This window comes from Reyranella sp. (assembly GCF_052439685.1).
In the GTDB taxonomy this organism is placed as follows: Bacteria; Pseudomonadota; Alphaproteobacteria; order Reyranellales; family Reyranellaceae; genus Reyranella.
In genome coordinates this window covers 367,569-381,917 of record NZ_JBQVQG010000001.1, presented here as the reverse complement: position 1 = coordinate 381,917, position 14,349 = coordinate 367,569, and the positions used below count along the sequence as shown (strand labels likewise).

Here is a 14,349-nt window from a genome sequence, read left to right as displayed (position 1 = left end):
TGGTGCTGAGCCTGTGGCTTGCCGGTGCCGGCGGGAACATTGCGCCGACGGTCACGCAACGAGACGGATTTGCCCTGGCCGAATGGCGCCAGGCCGGCTTCGACATGCGTGCCGTATCGGACATCTCGCCAAGGAGATGTCCTCGTTCGCGACGGCGGTGGATCGCGCCGTCGATGCAGATCGCCGATTAGGCGAGGCGCTCCAGTTCCTTGACGATGGCGTCGCCCATTTCCTGGGTGCCGACCTTCTTCACGCCGTCGGTCTTGCCGACCATCAGGTCGCCCGTGCGGTAGCCTGCCTTCAGCACGTTCTCGACGGCAAGCTCGACCATGTCGGCATCCTTGCCGAGGTCGAAGGAGTAGCGAAGCATCATCGCGTAGCTCAGCGTCTGGGCGATCGGATTGGCGAGGCCCTTGCCGGCGATGTCGGGCGCGCTGCCATGGATCGGCTCGTAGAGCGCCTTGCGGCGGCCGGTGGCGTCGGGCGCGCCGAGCGAGGCCGACGGCAGCAGGCCGAGCGATCCGGTCAGCATCGAGGCTTCATCGGACAGGATGTCGCCGAACAGGTTGTCGGTGACGATCACGTCGAACTCGGTCGGCGTGCGCAGCAGCTGCATGGCGAGCGCGTCGGCATACATGTGGCTGAGCTGGACGTCGCTGTAGCTTTCCTTGTGCAGCTTGGTCGCTTCCTCGCGCCACAGCACGCCGGTGTGCATCACGTTGGCCTTCTCAGAGGAGAGGACCTTGTTCTTGCGCTTGCGCGCCAGCTCGAAGGCGACGGCGCAGACGCGGCGGATTTCCGGGACCGTGTAGCGCTGCGTGTCGAAGGCCTCGACCTCGCCGGCGGCGTTGACGTGGCGGCCGCGCGGCTCGCCGAAATAGACGCCGCTGGTCAGCTCGCGGATGATCATGATGTCGAGACCCTTGACGATCTCGGGCTTCAGCGACGAGGCGTCGACCAGCGCGTCGAACACCTTGGCCGGGCGCAGGTTGGCGAAGAGGTCCATCTCCTTGCGCAGGCGCAGCAGGCCGCGCTCGGGCTTCTTGCTGAAGTCGGCGGTGTCCCACTTCGGGCCGCCGACCGAGCCGAACAGTACGGCATCGGCTTCCAGCGCGGTCTTCATGGCGTCATCGCTCAGCGGCACGCCGTGCTTGTCGAGGGCGGCGCCGCCGACGAGGTCTTCCTTGATGTCGAAGCCGATCGCACGCTTCTTGCCCATCCAGGCAATGATCTTGCGGACTTCGTTCATCACCTCGGGGCCGATGCCGTCGCCGGGCAGCACGAGCAGATTGCGATTGGACGCCATGATGGTCAGGTCTTCCGTTTGATTGATGGCTTGCAGTTCAGAACCCCGGTGTCATCCCGAGCGTAGCGAGGGATGACACTGTGCGGGCGTTACCGTGAAGGGTTCAGGAGGCGCCGTGCAGCCAGGGCTGCGACTCGCTCTGCTGGCGCTCGAAGTCGTCGATTGCCGACTTCTTCTCCATGGTGAGACCGATATCGTCGAGCCCTTCCATCAGGCACTTCTTGCGGAAGGGATCGATCTCGAAATGGACGGTGCCGCCGTCGGGACCCTTGATCTCCTGCTTCTCGAGATCGATCTCGATGATGGCGTTCGAGCCGCGGCTGGCATCGTCCATCAGCTTGGCGATGATCTCCTTCGGCATCCGGATCGGCAGGATGCCGTTCTTGAAGCAGTTGTTGTAGAAGATGTCGGCGAAGTCTTCGGAGATGATGCAGCGGATGCCGAAATCGAGCAGCGCCCACGGCGCGTGCTCGCGGCTCGAGCCGCAGCCGAAGTTGGGGCCGGCCACGATGATCTTGGCATTCTGGTAGGCCGGCTGGTCGAGGACGAAGTCCTTCTTCTGGCCGTCCGCCGTCCAGCGCATCTCGTAGAACAGGCCTTCCTTGAGACCGGTGCGCTTGATGGTCTTGAGGAACTGCTTCGGAATGATCATGTCGGTGTCGACATTGACCATGGGCAGCGGCGCAGCGACGCCGCTCAGCGTCGTGAATTTCTCCATGAGACCTCCCGGAAAGGCCGGAATAAACGGGCTTTCCGGGCCGCGGTCAAGCTGTCCGATTCTAGCGGGTCTTGATCACCAGTGTGTTGGCGATCATGTCGTGCAGCCCGCGCTTGCGATCGGTGAAGGCCACCATGATGTAGCCGATGCAGAAGATGGCTCCCGACAGGATCCGGGCGAAGAACCGTCCCGTGGCATTGAGGAAGGTCAGCCGCTTGCCCTCGCCGGTCACGACGCGCAGCCCCATTGCCATCTTGCCGACCGTGGCGCCCCGCTCGGAACTCTCCAGCAGTGCAAAATAGAGCCAGAAAACGAGGATCGTGAGAAGATTCACCGTTGGATCGATATCGCTCAGATTGTCGGGGTTCACCTGCCTGAGGCCGAAGACCCCCATCACGATGCTCAGCACGAGGCCGACCAGGATGACATCGATGATGTAGGCCACGACGCGGATCCAGAAACCGCCATAGCCGACAGGCGTATTGCCCGGCGGCGTCGCATCCCAGACCGGGGGTGGCGGCGGCGCGGAGCCTGAATTCGGGACGCTGGCCATGTGTCTCTCCCCTCTTCGTTGGTGAAAGCGAACGCTACATTGGCCATGAGCGTTCCTGACCGCAAATGGAAACGGGCGGCCCTGCGAGGGGCCGCCCGTCCTTTGTCCCGTCTCGGAACGGCGTCTACTGGAAGTCGCGAACGTCGGCCAGGGTGCCCCGGATGGCGGCGGCGGCGGCCATGGCCGGGCTCACCAGATGGGTGCGCCCGCCGCGGCCCTGACGGCCCTCGAAGTTGCGATTCGAGGTCGAGGCGCAGCGCTGGCCGGGCTCGATGCGGTCGGCGTTCATCGCCAGGCACATCGAGCAGCCCTGCAGGCGCCATTCGAAGCCGGCCTCGAGGAAGATCTTGTCGAGACCTTCCTTCTCGGCCTGGGCCTTCACCAGGCCGGAGCCCGGCACGACCATCGCCGACACGGTCGAGGCGACCTTGCGGCCGCGCGCGATCTCGGCGGCGGCGCGCAGATCTTCGATGCGGCCGTTGGTGCAGGAGCCGATGAACACGCGGTCGATCGGCACGTCGACGAGGCGCGTGCCCGGCGTCAGGCCCATATAGGCCAGCGAGCGGGTCCAGGCCTCGCGGCGGTTCTCGTCCGGCGCATTGGCCGGGTCGGGAACGACGTCGGTGATCGGCAGCGCGTCCTGCGGGCTCGTTCCCCAGGTCACCATCGGCGGAATGTCCGCGGCGTTGAGGTCGAGCTGGACGTCGAAGTGTGCGCCCTTGTCAGACGGCAGGCGGCGCCACTGGCTGAGCGCGAGGTCCCAGGCCCCGCCCTTCGGCGAGTAGGGGCGGCCCTGGAGATACTCGAACGTCGTCTCGTCGGGCGCGATCAGGCCGGCGCGGGCGCCCGCCTCGATAGACATGTTGCAGACCGTCATGCGGCCTTCCATCGTAAGCTCACGGATGGCGCGGCCGGCATACTCGATCACGTAGCCGGTGCCGCCGGCGGTGCCGAGTTTGCCGATGATGGCCAGGATGACGTCCTTGGCCGTGACGCCGAGCGGCAGGCTGCCCTCGACCGACACGCGCATGTTCTTGGCCGGCTTCTGGATCAGCGTCTGCGTGGCGAGCACGTGCTCGACCTCGGAGGTGCCGATGCCGAAGGCCAGCGCGCCGAACGCGCCGTGCGTCGAGGTGTGGCTGTCGCCGCACACGATCGTCATGCCGGGCAGGGTGAGGCCCTGCTCGGGGCCGATCACGTGCACGATGCCGCGCCGCGGGTCGTTCAGGTCGAAGTACGGCACATGGAAGTCGGCGACGTTCTTCTCCAGAGTCTCGACCTGGACGCGCGACTCCTCGTCCTCGATGCCCTGGCTGAAATCCGTCGTCGGCGTGTTGTGGTCGGCGACCGCAATGGTGGCGTCGGGACGGCGCACCGGCCGCCCCGCCATGCGCAGGCCTTCGAAGGCCTGCGGGCTGGTCACCTCGTGGACGAGATGACGGTCGATGTAGATGACGCAAGTCCCGTCGTCCTGGCGATGGACGACGTGACTGTCCCAGATCTTCTCGAACAGGGTCCGCGGAGGCGGCGGCGGGGCCGGCGGGGTGGCCGACTTTTTGCGGAACGCCATGTTGGACCTACTTCTTTCCGCCGCCCTTGGCGTTGCGGACGGACTTCTCTTCCTTGGGCTTTTCCTTCTTGAGCTTCTCGCGGCGCGGACGCTTGAGAGCCTCCTCCGCCTGCGTGGCGAGCAGCGCGCGCTGGGCCTCGGTGTCCTCGGCGATACGGCTCGCCTTGCCGCGCAGTTCGCGCAGATAGTAGAGCTTGGCGCGGCGCACGACACCCTTACGGATGACCTCGATTTCCCAGATGTTCGGGCTGTAGAGCGGGAACACGCGCTCCACGCCTTCGCCGAAGCTGATCTTGCGCACCGTGAACGACGAGTTCACGCCCGCGTTCTTGCGGCCGATGCACAGGCCTTCGTAGACCTGAAGGCGCTCGCGGTTACCTTCCTGCACCTTCACGTGCACCTTGAGCGTGTCGCCCGACTCGAAATAGGGAACGGGCCGCTCTTCCTGCACCTTGTCGATCGTCGTCTGGCCGATCGCGTCGAGAATGTTCATCGCATCCATCCTTTCGTCACTTCTCATCGTTTCCCGCCGCGGTCCGGCGACGAGCCCAAAGATCGGGCCGCCGCCTCCGCGTGATCTCTTCCCGCTGCTTCATCCGCCACTCGGCGACCTTGCCGTGATGACCCGAGACCAGAACCTCCGGCACGCGCCGTTCGATTCCGTCGGGCCCTGCCCAGGTCGCGGGCCGGGTGTAGTGCGGGTACTCCAACAATCCGTCCTCGAAACTCTCCTCGCTTGCCGAATCGGCCGCGCCCATCACTCCGGGCAGCAGCCGCACGCAACAATCCATCACCGTCATGGCCGCGATCTCGCCGCCCGAAAGCACGAAATCCCCGACCGAAATCTCCTCCAGCGCCTGGGCCTCGATGACCCTCTCGTCGACGCCCTCGAACCGTCCGCACACCAGCAGCACGCCCGGCCCCGCCGCCAGCTCCCGCCCGCGCGCCTGACTGAACGGCGCGCCGCGCGGCGAGAGCAGGACCTTCGGCACTCCCGGTACGGCGACCGCCTCGATCGCCGCCGACAGCACGTCGGGCTTCAACACCATGCCGGCGCCGCCCCCGAAGGGAGCATCGTCCACCGTCCGATGCCTGTCTCCGGCGAACCGCCTGATGTCGACGGCTTCCAGCGACCACACGCCTTCCTTCAGCGCCCGGCCGGCCAGGCTCTCGCCCAGCGGGCCCGGAAACATCTCCGGGAACAGCGTCAGCGCAGTCGCGCGCCACACGTTAGTCCTCCGCCTCCTTCGCCGGCCCACCCGTCAGCAAACCTGCCGGCGGATTGACCGTGACCTTGCCGCCCTCGACGTCGATCTCGGGCACCGCCTCGTCGGTGAAGGGCAGCATCACCGAGTGCCTCGATGCGCTGCCTCCCGACACTTCCATCGTCCGGCCGGCGCCGAAATCGTGGAAGGCCATGACCTTTCCCCAATCCCGGCCCTCCCGGTCGAACGCGGCGAGCCCCAGCAGGTCCGCCTCGTACCATTCCCGCTCGCCCGTCGCCGGCAAGAGCTCGCGCTCCACATAGAGCCGCAAACCGCGTACTGCCTCGGCCGCCGTGCGATCGGCTACGCCCTCGATCCGGGCCAGGACTGCGCCCTTTACGGAGCTCAGCGCCTCGACCCGGTACTCCTTCGTTCCCTTCTCGTCCGACAGCGCGCCGTAGGAGGCGATCGCCATCGGGTCCTCGGTGTAGCTCCTGATGCGCACCAGGCCGCGGACCCCGTGAGGTGCCGAAACGACGCCCAGCAGGACGCGGCCCTTGCTCATCGGAGCACCTTGCCGATCAGGTGGCCGCAGCCTCCGGCGCGGGCGCGGCGGCGGCCGCCGCCGCAGCCTCGGCCTTCATGCGCTCCTGCGCCTTGGCGCGCGGCAGCGGCTTCTTGGTCTGGTCGCGGCGCTCGCGCGGCTTCATCAGCTCGGCCTGCGACAGGAACTTCGCGACGCGATCGGACGGCTGCGCGCCGACCTTCAGCCAGTGGGCGATGCGCTCCTTGTCGAGCGTCAGGCGCTGGGCATGATCGCGCGGCAGAAGCGGGTTGTAGGTGCCGAGCTTCTCGATGAAGCGGCCATCGCGCGGGCTGCGCGAATCGGCCACGACGATGTGGAAGAACGGGCGCTTCTTGGCACCGTGCCGGGTCATGCGGATTGCGATCATTCTCTCTAGTCCTCTCTTCGATATCGATTCGCGTGATTTGTCTGATGTCGATCTTGCTGACTTCTTGAAACCTCAGCGCGGAAAGCCCGGCGGGCCACCCATGCCGCCGAGGCTGCGCATGAATCCCTTCTCGCCGAGCTTGTTCACCCGCTTCATCATCTTGAGCATGTCGGCATGCTGCTTGAGCAGCTTGTTGACGTCCTGCACCTGCACGCCCGAGCCCTTGGCGATGCGCTTCTTGCGCGAGGCGTGGATCAGGTCGGGGTTGCGGCGTTCCTTCGGCGTCATCGACAGGATGACGGCCTCCTGGCGCTTGAGCTGGCCCTCGTCGATCTTGGCCTTGGACATGGCGGCCTTGGCCTGCATGGCGCCCGGCAGCATGCCCATCAGTCCGGACAGGCCGCCCATCTTGCGCAGCTGGCGCAGCTGGTTGAGCAGGTCGTCCATGTCGAACTGGCCCTTGCGGACCTTGGCCGCCAGCTTCTCGGCATCTTCCTTGTCGATCGTCTCGGCGGCGCGCTCGACCAGCGAGACGATGTCGCCCATGCCGAGGATGCGCGAGGCGATACGGTCGGGATGGAACGGCTCCAGCGCGTCGAACTTCTCGCCGACGCCGATCAGCTTGACCGGCCGGCCGGTGACGGCGCGCATCGACAGCGCCGCACCGCCGCGCGCATCGCCATCGACGCGGGTCAGCACGATGCCGGTGACGGCCAGCCGCTCGTTGAACGCCTTGGCCACGTTCACGGCGTCCTGGCCGGTCATGGCGTCGGCGACGAGCAGCGTCTCCTTCGGCTTGGCGAGGTCGCTGATGTCGGCGACCTCCTTCATCAGCTCTTCGTCGATCGAGAGCCGGCCCGCCGTGTCGAGGATGAGGACGTCGAAGCCCTCGCGCTTGGCTGTCTCGAGGGCGCGCCGGGTGATGGCGAGCGGCATCTCGAGCGGGACGATCGGCAGGGTCGGAACGCCGGTCTGCTCGCCCAGCACCTTGAGCTGGTGCTGCGCGGCCGGGCGGCGCGTATCGAGCGAGGCCATCAGGACCTTGCGCCGGGTCGAGAAGCTGCCGCCGAACATCTCGGCCGCCATGCCCTGCGGGCCCTGGCTGAGGCGATAGGCGATCTTGGCCGAGGAAGTGGTCTTGCCCGAGCCCTGCAGGCCGACCATCAGGATGACGACCGGCGGGATGGCGCCGAGGTCGAGGTCCGAGACGGTGCCGCCCAGCATCTCGACCAGGTGGTCGTTGACGATCTTGACGACCATCTGTCCCGGCGTGACCGAGCGGATGACGTCGGCGCCGATCGCCTTCGGCCGGACCTCGTCGATGAACTGGCGGACGACGGGCAGGGCGACGTCGGCCTCGAGCAGGGCGGTCCGCACCTCGCGCAGGGCCGCGTCGACATCGGCCTCGGAAAGCGCACCACGCCCCCGGAGCTTGTCGAAAACATCGCCCAGACGCTTGCTAAGACCCTCGAACATCGTGCTCCCGTTCGCTCAAAGACGTATCGCGCCGATGCGCGAACCTTCGCGGATCAGCGGAGCTCCCCGAAGGGGGAACCTAGTAAATCGGCACGACCGATTGAGCCGGCGGGGTATAAAGCCTGCCGCGTCAGGAGTCAAAACGCTTGGACGAGCCGGCTAACCTATTGAAGAACAACGATTCGCCGCGCCTTCCCGGCTGGTCGATGCTGACCTTCGTGGTCGTGGCGCCGCTGATCGGGCTGCTGGTTTTCTGGCTTTTGCCCGAACGAAGCAACCTGCTGGTGCTCAGCGCCTTCTTCGGGACCTGCCTTCTGGCCCTCGGGATCTCGGTCCTGCCGCTCGGCCGGAACGCGCCGGCGGCGCTGGGTCTGCGGCCGGTCGGCGGGCGGGCCGTGGTCCTCGCCGTCCTGGGCACCACCGTACTGTCCTTCGCCGTCAGCCAGCTCGGGCCGCAGCCCGAGGGGGTGAAGCAGGTGACGGAGGGCATCGAGGGCACGGCGCGCGTCCTCCAGACCCTGGCCGTCCTCGGTCTGCTTGCCCCGATCGTGGAAGAACTGGTCTTCCGCGGCCTGTTCTATGGCTGGCTGGCGGGGCGCTGGAGCAACCTCGTTGCCTTCGTGCTGAGCTCCCTGGCCTTCGCCGCCGCCCATACTGAGCCCCTGCACATTCTTCTCGTGCTGCCGCTGGGTTTCTGGTTCGGCTGGCTGCGCTGGCGCACCGGCTCGTTGGTCCCGACGATCGTGGCGCACATCATCAACAACACGATCGCGGTGTCGGCGGCAGCGTTCCTGAGCCCTTGAGCTCGGCCTCCGATCAGGACGCGAGCTTGCGCTCGACGAAGTCGAGCCGGTCCTGGCCCCAGAAGATCTCGCCGTCGATGACGAAGGAGGGCGCGCCGAACACGCCCTGCGAAATGGCGTGCCTGGTATAGGCCTCGCGCTTCTCGGCGATGCCCGGCGCTTCGCTGGCCTTCAGGACCGCGGCACCGTCGAGGCCGCATCCGTCGATGATCGCCTGGAGGGTCGGCAGGTCGCCGGTGTTCTTCTCCTCGGCCCACAGGCCGGTCAGCACCGCGTGCGCGACCTTGATCGCGTCCGCCATGCGGCCCTCTTCGCGAAGGGCGATCACGCATTTCGCGGCGGGCACTTCGTTGGCGGGAAAGAACTTGGGCTCCAGCGTCGTCTTCATGCCGAGATGGTCGCGCCAGCGCTTCAGTTCCATCATGCGATAGGCTTGGCGCTGCGGCGCACGCTTGGGCAGGGGCAGGCCGCCCGAAACTGCGAAGACCGAGCCGAAATCGACCGGCCAGATCGTGACCGTCGCGCCGTGCTTCTTCACCATGGCATCGAAGCGGGCGGTCCCGAGATAGGTCCACGGTGAGTTCAGCGAGACGTAGTAGTCGACATGCTTGCCCATAGGGTCCCCCAGAGAGGCGTTCGTTGGCGCGGACTGTGGCGTAAAGCCCGTCGATACGCCATCTTCGCGAGGTGAGCGGAAAACCCGATTCTCAGCGAGGCATCGCCATTACCGGCGGCGATGCCGCCTATTTCGACCTGATGCGCGACTGCATCGAGTCGCTGCAGGCGACGGAGGAAGGCCGGGCGCTCGCGCTGGGCGTCCTCGATTGCGGGTTGACCGAAGAGCAGCGCAACTGGTGCCGCGAACACGGCGCGATCCTCGTGGTCCCGCAATGGGACTTCGACTTTCCCGGCCGCGAAACCTTGAAGGATGGCTACAAGGCGCTGACGGCCCGGCCCTTCCTGCCGCGCTATTTCCCGGGCTTCGATCTTTATCTCTGGATCGATGGCGATTGCTGGGTGCAGCAGGGCGACGCCGTCGCACTGTTCCTCGCCGCAGCCCGCACGGGTGCGCTGGCGGTGGCCCCCGAGATCCACCGCTCGATGCGGCACTATCGCCATGCCTGGCAGGAATTCTCGTCGATCAACGGGGCGGCGTTCGAAGCCTGCTTCGACAAGGAAACGGCCGACCGGCTGATCCGCTATCCGCTGATCAATGCCGGTGTCTTCGCCCTCGCGGCCGATGCGCCGCACTGGCAGGGCTGGGCAGGCCTGCTGGGCGAGGCGCTGCAGCGCTCGACCAACATGACGGACCAGGTGGCGCTCAACGTGCTGGTCTACGATCGCGGCTTCTCGTGCGAGCCGCTGCCCAGCCGCTGCAACTGGCCGGTTCATCACGCCACGCCGGCCTGGGATGCCGCCCGCGGCCTGTTCGTCGAGCCGGCCATGCCCTACGAGGCGCTCGGCATCCTGCATCTCACGATCTACACCAAGCGGCTGCCGACCCTCGACGTGCGCGAGATCGGCGGGCCGCAGGCGGGCCGGGTCCGGGCGCGCTCGTTGCGCTGGCCGGGCCGAACCGCCATATAGCGCCGCATGGCCGGGACGCCTTTCCTCAAGATGCACGGGCTGGGCAACGACTTCGTCGTGCTCGATGCGCGCTTGCATGCGCTCGATCTGACGGTGCCGCGCCGGCGCGCCATCGCCGACCGCCGCCTGGGCGTGGGTTGCGACCAGCTCATCGTGCTGGAACCGCCGACCGAGCCCGACGCCGACGTCTTCATGCGCATCTACAATCCCGACGGCAGCGAGGCGCAGGCGTGCGGCAACGCCACGCGCTGCGTCGCCTCGGTGGTGATGGACGAACACAAGTCGGACGATGTGACGATCCAGACGGTCGCCGGCCTGCTCGAATCGCAGAAGGTCGGACGCGGGGCCAACGGCCTGCCGGTGATCTCCGTCGACATGGGGCTGGTGCGCATGGACTGGCGCGAGATTCCGGTCGCGACGGCCTGCGACACCAGGCACATGCCGGTCGGCATCGGCCCGCTGCAGGATCCGGTCGGCACCAACGTCGGCAATCCGCACGCGACCTTCTTCGTCGACGATCTCGCCGCGATCCCGATGACGGAACTGGGCCCGAAACTCGAGCACGATCCGTTCTTTCCGGAGCGCGTGAATGTCGGCGTGGCGCAGATCATCGGAGAGAACAGGCTGAAGCTCAGCGTCTGGGAACGTGGCGCGGGCCTCACGCTCGCCTGTGGCTCGGGCGCCTGTGCCGCCGGCGTTGCCGCGGCACGGCGCGGCCTCACGGGCCGCAAGGTCGACGTCGTGGTCGAGCACGGCACGCTCACCATCGAATGGCTGCGCGACGACCATGTTTCGATGACCGGCGGCATCGCGCTCGCCTACAGGGGCGAACTCGACCGCTCCCTGCTTTCCTGAGGTGCCGCGGTGAGCGAGACGGAACCCGAGAAGAAGGGCTGGTTCGCGCGGTTGCGCTCCCGGGTGGCGCCGACCGTCGAGCCGCCTAAACCGCCCGAGCCCGAGGTCGAGAAGCCCGAACCGGTCGAGCCGGCCGTCACGGTCGAGTCCGAGACACCGCCCGCTCTGCCCTCCATCGAGCCGGTGAGCGAGCCGGTGCCGATGGCGCCGGAGCCCGAGCCCGAGCCGGTCGCCGTCACCGCCCCTGTCGAAGCGGTGGTCGAGAAGGAACCCGAGGTCGAGAAGCCCGAGCCCGAGAAGCCCGAGCCCGAGAAGCCCGAGGTCGAGAAGAAAGGCTGGCTGTCGCGTCTGCGCGAGGGCCTCTCGAAGTCGACCAAGAAGGTCGCCGAGAGCATCACCGGCCTCTTCACCAAAAAGAAGCTCGACCAGCAGACGCTCGACGATCTCGAGGATGCGCTGATCCAGGCTGATCTCGGTGTCGCCGTGGCCGCCCGGTTGGTCGGCAAGCTGAGCAAGGAGCGCTTCGGCAAGGAAGTCACCGAAGAGGAAGTGCGCGCGGCCTTCGCCGACGACATCGCCGAAATCCTGCAGCCCGTCGCCGTGCCGCTCACCATCGATGCCGCACGCAAGCCGCATGTCGTGCTGGTGGTCGGCGTGAACGGCAGCGGCAAGACCACGACCATCGCCAAGCTGGCCGGCCGCTACAAGGGCGAGGGCCGCTCGGTGATGCTGGCCGCGGGCGACACGTTCCGCGCCGCCGCCGTGGAACAGCTCAAGGTCTGGGGCGACCGCGCCGGCGTGCCGGTCGTGTCGAAGCAGACCGGCGCCGACGCCGCAGGCCTCGCCTACGAGGCGCTGGAGCAGGCGCGCGCCGAGAAGACGGACGTTCTGCTGATCGACACCGCCGGTCGCCTGCACAACAAGACCAATCTCATGGAAGAACTCGCCAAGATCGTGCGCGTCATCCGCAAGCTCGATCCCGAGGCGCCGCATTCCTGCCTGCTGGTGCTCGACGCCACGACGGGCCAGAACGCCCACGCCCAGGTCGAGACCTTCAAGACCATGTCGCCGGTCGACGCGCTGGTTCTCACCAAGCTCGACGGCAGCGCCAAGGGCGGCGTGCTGGTGGCGCTGGCCGAAAAGTTCAAGCTGCCGGTCGTGGCCATCGGTGTCGGCGAGGGCATCGACGACCTGCGGCCGTTCGAGGCTCGCGCCTTCGCGCGCGGATTGATGGGATTGCCGGCATGAGCGAGAAGAGCAGTGACGATAACGGCATGCGCCGGCTCTACGCCACGGCGCTGGAACTCGGGCCGCTTGTCCTGTTCTTCGTCGCCAACGGGCGCTGGGGCATCTACTGGGGCACCGGCATCTTCATCGTCGCGACCGCGATCGCGCTGCCCTGCTACCGCTGGCTGGAGAAGCGCTGGCCGATCATGCCGCTGGTCGGCGGATTCTTCGTGCTGGTGTTCGGCGGCCTCACCATCTGGCTGCAGGACGACACCTTCATCAAGCTGAAGCCCACCATCGTGAACTGCCTGTTCGCCGTCATCTTGGGCGGCGGTCTCGTGCTGTTCAAGAAACCGCTGCTGAAGCCCTTGTTCGGCGCGGCCTTCAAGCTGACCGACGAGGGCTGGTACCAGCTCACGATGCGCTGGACTGTGTTCTTCTTCGTGCTGGCCATCGTCAACGAAGTGATGTGGCGGAACTTCCCGACCGACACCTGGATCGCCAGCAAGATGTTCCTCAGCTTCCCGCTAACCCTCGTCTTCGCCTTCCTCCAGATCCCGCTGCTCAGGAAGTACTGGGACGGCGACGACAATCCCTTCGCGCGGGGAAGCTGACCCGGAGAGGTTCTAGGGCTTCCCTTGTGAAGTCAGTTTGACGATCTCCATGGCGCAGGCCGCCAGTTTCGTCCGGTCGACAAACTGGGCGCAGAAAAAGATGCCGTCCCTAAAGCTCTCGGCATCGCGGCTGTCGACTTCGTAAGCGCTTGGACCAACCTGCGTGCGCGCCTGCCGTCCGGCGTTCGCGTACTGATCCTCGAAATCCAGATCCAGCCCGGCCGAATAGATCTGTGCTAACCGCTCAACGAAGTTGAGGGTGCAGTCCTTTCGTTCGCGGCGATTGTGCATCTCGAACCAGTGGATGAGCGAGGCGGCGAAGATCAGCCTTCCGTCGCCGTTGGTGTACACGCCTTCGACGAAGTCGGAGATCGAATGCGGCGTCGCGCGGTTGTGCTGAAAATTCATCGTCGAGGCGGACGTTCGTTGCTCCGCGGCGTCGATCCATCTTCTGAGTGGTGGGTTTCTCTTTTCCAGCATGTCCGCCGTGTCTCCCACTACGAAGACGACGGCGGCTTTCTCGACGTCGGTGATCAGCCGGAAGTCGATGCGTGTGCGGGAAGCGAGCTGGTGGAGCTGTCGCTCCAGGCCGGCTTTCAGATCGGCGACGCACGTCGCGTTCGGCGGTGGCTCGCCTCCCGGCGGAAAGACCAGCGCGATGGTGCGGTTGCGCGCCGTGGATACGCCCAGGGACTCGAGCTTCGTATAGAGCGAGGGCGACATCTCGACGGCGATCCGGTCGGACACTTTCGCGATCGCCTGGATCGACAGCTCCGACGGCGAAGGGGCACATGCCTGCAGGAGCATGATCGCTACCACGAGGCCCGCACGAAAGAGAGGCGTCGGCATGCGCGGGGTGGCTCTAAACCCCCGCCGGCTTGCGTGGCGGCCACATGCGGGCGAGGTCGCCGGTGGGGTTGGAGTAGGTCGAGAAGTCGGTCTTGTCGCGTGATTCGTGGAAGTGCGCGAGCGCCCAGACCACCGTGGGGAAGGCGAGCTGGTCCCACGGGATATCGGCCCAGTCGACCAGCGCCACTTCCTCGCTCTCGATACCGCAGGCGATGTCGGCCGTGACCAGCCGGGCACGATACATGATCTGCACCTGGCCGATGCGCGCCACGCTGTACATGGCGAGCAGCCGGTCGATCTCGATGGTGGCGCAAGCCTCTTCCAGCGCTTCGCGCTGGGCGGCCTGCTCGGTCGTCTCGCCGAGTTCCATGTAGCCGGCGGGCAGGGTCCAGAAGCCCTTGCGCGGCTCGATGGCGCGCTTGGCCAGCAGGATCTTGTCTTGCCCCCTGTCATCGCGCCACGTACAGACCGCGCCGGCGACGACCTTGGGGTTCTGGTAGTGGATGAACTCGCAGCGTCCGCAGACCAGCCGCTCGCGATTGTCGCCGTCGGGGACCCGCTTCTCGAAATGCTCGGGCGGATCCCACGGCAGGCGCGGGCGGTCGGGCGGCGTGGAGGGGGCGCTCATGGCGC

Annotated in this window: 17 protein-coding genes; 5 read left to right on the top strand and 12 right to left on the bottom strand. The window is 66.7% G+C overall.

Annotated features, from left to right (window positions below; translation table 11 throughout):
* Positions 1-187: 187 nt before the first annotated feature.
* From leuB to ffh, 9 genes are all read right to left on the bottom strand, one after another.
* Complete coding sequence (gene leuB / locus ACT6UX_RS01800; protein WP_444773424.1) at positions 188-1,306, bottom strand: 3-isopropylmalate dehydrogenase; 1,119 nt, start codon at positions 1,304-1,306, stop codon at positions 188-190.
* 103 nt (positions 1,307-1,409) lie between these two features.
* Positions 1,410-2,024, bottom strand: a complete 615-nt coding sequence (gene leuD, locus ACT6UX_RS01795) for a 3-isopropylmalate dehydratase small subunit (RefSeq protein ID WP_444773423.1) — start codon at positions 2,022-2,024, stop codon at positions 1,410-1,412.
* A gap of 61 nt (positions 2,025-2,085) precedes the next feature.
* A complete protein-coding gene (locus ACT6UX_RS01790) occupies positions 2,086-2,577 on the bottom strand; it encodes an RDD family protein (RefSeq protein ID WP_444773422.1) in 492 nt (163 codons plus the stop codon).
* Between the two features lie 124 nt (positions 2,578-2,701).
* Positions 2,702-4,147 (bottom strand): 3-isopropylmalate dehydratase large subunit, encoded by a 1,446-nt coding sequence (gene leuC / locus ACT6UX_RS01785; RefSeq protein ID WP_444773421.1) that lies wholly within the window; start codon positions 4,145-4,147, stop codon positions 2,702-2,704.
* 7 nt (positions 4,148-4,154) lie between these two features.
* The gene (rplS, locus tag ACT6UX_RS01780; protein ID WP_444773420.1) at positions 4,155-4,640 is read right to left on the bottom strand and encodes a 50S ribosomal protein L19; all 486 of its coding nucleotides are present in this window, start codon (positions 4,638-4,640) and stop codon (positions 4,155-4,157) included.
* 16 nt (positions 4,641-4,656) lie between these two features.
* Positions 4,657-5,376: a tRNA (guanosine(37)-N1)-methyltransferase TrmD gene (trmD, locus tag ACT6UX_RS01775; protein WP_444773419.1), complete on the bottom strand. Its 720-nt coding sequence runs from the start codon at positions 5,374-5,376 to the stop codon at positions 4,657-4,659.
* A gap of 1 nt (position 5,377) precedes the next feature.
* Positions 5,378-5,917 carry a ribosome maturation factor RimM gene (rimM, locus tag ACT6UX_RS01770; protein WP_444773418.1) on the bottom strand — a complete coding sequence of 180 codons (540 nt, stop codon included), beginning with the start codon at positions 5,915-5,917 and terminating at the stop codon, positions 5,378-5,380.
* A 16-nt stretch (positions 5,918-5,933) separates the two neighbouring features.
* Entirely contained in the window at positions 5,934-6,305 is a 372-nt protein-coding gene (gene rpsP / locus ACT6UX_RS01765; protein ID WP_428677411.1) for a 30S ribosomal protein S16, read from the bottom strand.
* Between the two features lie 72 nt (positions 6,306-6,377).
* Positions 6,378-7,781, bottom strand: a complete 1,404-nt coding sequence (ffh, locus tag ACT6UX_RS01760) for a signal recognition particle protein (RefSeq protein ID WP_444773417.1) — start codon at positions 7,779-7,781, stop codon at positions 6,378-6,380.
* 146 nt (positions 7,782-7,927) lie between these two features.
* On the opposite strand from ffh, the gene ACT6UX_RS01755 reads away from it, so the two are divergent.
* Entirely contained in the window at positions 7,928-8,584 is a 657-nt protein-coding gene (locus ACT6UX_RS01755) for a lysostaphin resistance A-like protein (RefSeq protein ID WP_444773416.1), read from the top strand.
* A gap of 13 nt (positions 8,585-8,597) precedes the next feature.
* Here the strand turns inward: ACT6UX_RS01755 and ACT6UX_RS01750 are convergent, their stop codons facing one another.
* Positions 8,598-9,200, bottom strand: coding sequence for a 2-hydroxychromene-2-carboxylate isomerase (locus ACT6UX_RS01750; protein WP_444773415.1), 603 nt, complete (start codon positions 9,198-9,200; stop codon positions 8,598-8,600).
* 71 nt (positions 9,201-9,271) lie between these two features.
* Here ACT6UX_RS01750 and ACT6UX_RS01745 point away from each other — a divergent pair, with 71 nt between their 5' ends.
* From ACT6UX_RS01745 to ACT6UX_RS01730, 4 genes are read left to right on the top strand one after another with little or no spacing between them, the layout of a single operon-like run.
* The gene (locus tag ACT6UX_RS01745) at positions 9,272-10,171 is read left to right on the top strand and encodes a hypothetical protein (RefSeq protein WP_444773414.1); all 900 of its coding nucleotides are present in this window, start codon (positions 9,272-9,274) and stop codon (positions 10,169-10,171) included.
* A 6-nt stretch (positions 10,172-10,177) separates the two neighbouring features.
* Positions 10,178-11,026, top strand: a complete 849-nt coding sequence (gene dapF / locus ACT6UX_RS01740) for a diaminopimelate epimerase (protein WP_444773413.1) — start codon at positions 10,178-10,180, stop codon at positions 11,024-11,026.
* A 9-nt stretch (positions 11,027-11,035) separates the two neighbouring features.
* The gene (gene ftsY, locus ACT6UX_RS01735; protein WP_444773412.1) at positions 11,036-12,274 is read left to right on the top strand and encodes a signal recognition particle-docking protein FtsY; all 1,239 of its coding nucleotides are present in this window, start codon (positions 11,036-11,038) and stop codon (positions 12,272-12,274) included.
* Positions 12,271-12,867: a septation protein A gene (locus tag ACT6UX_RS01730; protein ID WP_444773411.1), complete on the top strand. Its 597-nt coding sequence runs from the start codon at positions 12,271-12,273 to the stop codon at positions 12,865-12,867. Before ftsY ends, ACT6UX_RS01730 begins: the two co-directional genes overlap by 4 nt.
* Positions 12,868-12,879: 12 nt before the next feature.
* Here ACT6UX_RS01730 and ACT6UX_RS01725 read toward each other — a convergent pair whose 3' ends face one another.
* Complete coding sequence (locus ACT6UX_RS01725; RefSeq protein WP_444773410.1) at positions 12,880-13,716, bottom strand: hypothetical protein; 837 nt, start codon at positions 13,714-13,716, stop codon at positions 12,880-12,882.
* A 13-nt stretch (positions 13,717-13,729) separates the two neighbouring features.
* On the bottom strand, positions 13,730-14,344 hold the full coding sequence (locus ACT6UX_RS01720; RefSeq protein ID WP_444773409.1) for an NUDIX hydrolase: 615 nt from the start codon (positions 14,342-14,344) through the stop codon (positions 13,730-13,732).
* Between the last annotated feature and the right edge of the window lie 5 nt (positions 14,345-14,349).